Below are 3,388 nucleotides of genomic sequence, written 5' to 3'. Positions count from 1 at the left end.
CACACGCAGCAATGCGCCCTGAAGGCGATTGAGCGCGCATACGTCAACTTCTTCGAAAAGCGCGCCGACTTCCCCCGCTTCAAGCGCAAGGGGATGGGTGATGGCTTCACGTACCCGGACAAAAAGCAGATCAAGCTCGACCGCGAAAACGGCCGGGTCTTTCTGCCGAAGCTCGGATACATGCGTTTGCGCAAGAGCCGCGACGTTGTCGGCGAAGTCCGCAGCGCGACTGTGTCGCTGCGCGCTGGCAAGTGGTACGTGTCGATCCTCGCGGCGCGCGAAGTAGAAACGCCGGTTCCGCACGGCCCCGCCGTCGGTATCGACGTGGGCGTTGCCCGCTTCGCCACCATGTCGGACGGTAGTTTCATCGCGCCGCTGGCGTCGTTCCGTAAGCATGAAAAGCGGCTGGCGAAGTATCAGCGCCGCATGGCCCGCAAGGTCAAAGGCAGCAGCAACTGGAAGAAGGCGAAGTCCCGCATTCAGCGCATCCATGCGCGTATCGCGGACGCTCGCGCTGATTTTCTCCACAAGGCTTCGAGCACGATCAGCAAAAACCACGCAATGGTTGCGGTCGAAGACCTGAAAATCAGCAATATGTCGAAGTCGGCGAAAGGTACGGCAGATGCACCAGGGCGCAATGTCCACGCGAAGTCCGGCCTTAACAAGTCGATTCTCGACCAGGGCTGGGGCGAATTCCGTCGCCAGTTAGAGTACAAAACGGCGTGGCGCGGCGGCTATTTCGTCGCCGTAGACCCGAAGAATACGAGCCGCACATGCCCATGCTGCGGACACGTATCAGCCGGGAACAGAAAGACCCAGGCGCTGTTTGCCTGCGTCAGGTGCGCACACGAAGCGAACGCCGATCACGTCGGCGCGCTCAATGTCCTGGCGGCAGGACATGCCGTTATTGCCTGTGGAGGGATGGCGCAGTCGGGCCGCCCGTCGAAGCAGGAACCCGCCGAAGCGACTCAGGCTCTCGCAGCCTAAGCGCAGTAGAAATCCTCCCCGTTCACGGGAAGGAGGATGTCAAGATGTTCTCCGCCAGCGCCCTCATTTGCGGATCCTTGCCGTACTTTAGTTCGACTTCGGCTTGGTCCACCGCTCCCTGGTGATGCGGGATCATGTGCGCCACAAAGTCCGTGTCTGTATCTCCTGTGTATCCTGGAGCACTCATATTTTTCATCATCTTCGCTGCGTTGTTCTCGAAGGCCTGCGTTGATGCAGGCAGTGGACCGCCGGCTTGTGCTGGCCTCTCCATTTTTCCAGCGGACATGCTCATCTGCCCATTTGCCATGGCGCTGCCTTGCTGCGCGCTCGCGTCGAGTGCCACGCCAGACAATACGATTCCGATGTGGATGGAGAGGACGATGAGTAAACGCTTGGCTTTCATCTGAATATGCTCTCAAGGTGGGGTAACTAGATCGTTTGGAGGGCGACCACGGTGCTCATCAAAGACCCGCATATTCATCATCAACCTTCCCGTCGCTGGAAGGTCAAGCGCCCTGGGGACCAGCGTCCACTTTTCCGAGGCCGCCCCGCTTTCGTGAGGCGTCTATTTTCTCGGTACGCTGATCTTCAACGCCACCGGCTGATGCACGCCGAAGCCGCGCCGCTGCCTGCCAGCAATCCGCAACCGCCAGCCTGTTCCAGGGCTGGCGTTACTCATCCCCACGGATCAGGGTTGGCGTTTGCTGCGGCCACCAGCGGGTTTGCCAGCCGGCTTGCGTGAATCCACAGCTGGCTTGCTGGCGGGTTTGCTGCGTGGCTTTTGCACGCTGAATGGGTTACCGCTGGACAAGCCTGTGCCTTTACCCGCGGCCACAATGCGCTGCGCCGCAGGGTTGCGTTTGTTTTCGCCACTTTGCGGGCGCGGCTTTTTGCTGAGCACCTCCATGGCGTCCGGCGCAGCTTGCGGCACTTTGGACTTCTTAGGCTTTTTGGGTTTCTTGATGATCTGGCCCGTCGCGCTAGTTTGCGGCACGCGGTGTTCGGCTTCAAAACCCGGCTCTTCTTCACGGGGCAGCGTTTGCCGGATCAGCGCTTCAATCGCGGCCAGTTGCGGCGCTTCATCGGCACACACAAGGGACACTGCCACGCCGCTGGCGCCCGCGCGGCCGGTACGGCCAATACGGTGCACATAGTCTTGCGCCACGATCGGCAGATCAACGTTGATCACAAGCGGCAGGTCGTCGATATCCAGCCCGCGCGCAGCCACATCGGTGGCTACCAGCATATGCACTTCGCCCGTCTTGAAGCGCTTCAGCGCACGCATGCGCGCGGGTTGCGGTTTGTCGCCGTGGATGGTGTCGACCGCATAGCCCGCTTCATCCAGCATGGCCGCCAGGTAATCCACGCCATTGCGGGTCTTGACGAACACAAGCGCGTGCTCCCAGTTGTTCTCAGCCACGAGGTGCATGAAGAGGTCAGGCTTGTTCTTTTTATCCACCGGAACCACCCACTGCTTGACCTTGCTGGCCGTGGCATTGGGCGGGCTGACGCTGATATTGACCGGGCCGCGCAGAATGCCCGCCGCCATGGCGCGGATATCATCGGTAAACGTGGCAGAGAACAGCAGGGTCTGGCGCTGAGCGGGCAAGGCAGCAAAGACGTCGTTGAGTTCGTGCGCAAAGCCCAGATCCAGCATGCGGTCGGCTTCATCCAGCACCAGCGTTTGTACTTGATCAAACTGCACCGCGTTCTGGCGATTGAGATCTAGCAAACGGCCCGGCGTGGCAACGAGCACATCCACGCCTTTGCGCAACTTCATCATCTGCGGGTTGATACTCACACCGCCGTAGGCGGCCAGAAATCGTAAGTCGAGGCCTTTGCCGTAATCGATAAAGCTTTGCAGCACTTGTTCGGCCAGTTCACGCGTGGGCACCAGCACCAGAACACGTGCTCGGTTGCTGGACACCGCCGGGCCGTGTTGCACCAGCCGTTGCAACAACGGCAGCGCAAAACCCGCCGTTTTGCCGGTGCCGGTCTGTGCCGCAGCCATGACGTCCTTGCCACTGAGCACAGCAGGAATCGCCTTGGCCTGCACCGGCGTAGGTGTCTGGTAATTGAGGTCCTGCAAATTACTCAGCAAGGGATCGATCAGGCCAAGCGAGGCAAAAGACATTGGCGTATTCCGGGCTAAAGCGGCAATTCTAGCGGTTACCGCCTGATTGCGCCGCGCACATCAATGTTCAAAAAGATCGACGTTGATCGAGTGCGCGTCAAACCCGTCCCTTCAGAGGCTGTCGCAAAAGCCCTCGGGTCCATACAATACTGCCTGGAACGAAACGGCAGGGAACCACGATGAGCACGGCGCGCAAAGTACCTTCGCCCGATGATGCGCAGTTCAGATTGTTTGATGGTGTGCCACAGGACCTGGACGCGCCGTTGC

4 protein-coding genes are annotated in these 3,388 nt (G+C 60.0%); 1 reads left to right on the top strand and 3 read right to left on the bottom strand.

The window, feature by feature from the left end; genetic code table 11:
* Positions 1–987 (top strand): RNA-guided endonuclease InsQ/TnpB family protein (locus tag P3T40_RS44775; protein WP_429274070.1); only part of this gene is annotated, 987 nt, incomplete at its 5' end.
* Between the two features lie 22 nt (positions 988–1,009).
* On the opposite strand, the gene P3T40_RS44770 is transcribed toward P3T40_RS44775, so the two are convergent.
* The 3 genes from P3T40_RS44770 to P3T40_RS44760 all read right to left on the bottom strand — a co-directional run.
* Positions 1,010–1,390, bottom strand: coding sequence for a DUF305 domain-containing protein (locus P3T40_RS44770; protein WP_429274069.1), 381 nt, complete (start codon positions 1,388–1,390; stop codon positions 1,010–1,012).
* Positions 1,391–1,675: 285 nt separating this feature from the next.
* Entirely contained in the window at positions 1,676–3,121 is a 1,446-nt protein-coding gene (locus tag P3T40_RS44765; RefSeq protein WP_429274068.1) for a DEAD/DEAH box helicase, read from the bottom strand.
* A 35-nt stretch (positions 3,122–3,156) separates the two neighbouring features.
* On the bottom strand, positions 3,157–3,388 hold a 232-nt coding region (locus P3T40_RS44760; RefSeq protein ID WP_429274067.1), incomplete at its 5' end, for a hypothetical protein.

The sequence above is a fragment of the Paraburkholderia sp. EB58 genome (assembly GCF_050436665.1).
In the GTDB taxonomy this organism is placed as follows: Bacteria; Pseudomonadota; Gammaproteobacteria; order Burkholderiales; family Burkholderiaceae; genus Paraburkholderia.
The sequence above is the reverse complement of the archived record's forward strand: the minus strand, read 5'-3'. Positions and strand labels throughout refer to the sequence as shown.

Bases quoted from the DNA above. Each gene is read 5' to 3' on its own strand.
- P3T40_RS44770 (WP_429274069.1), bottom strand. From the start codon at position 1,390: ATGAAAGCCAAGCGTTTACTCATCGTCCTCTCCATCCACATCGGAATC.
- P3T40_RS44765 (WP_429274068.1), bottom strand. From the start codon at position 3,121: ATGTCTTTTGCCTCGCTTGGCCTGATCGATCCCTTGCTGAGTAATTTG.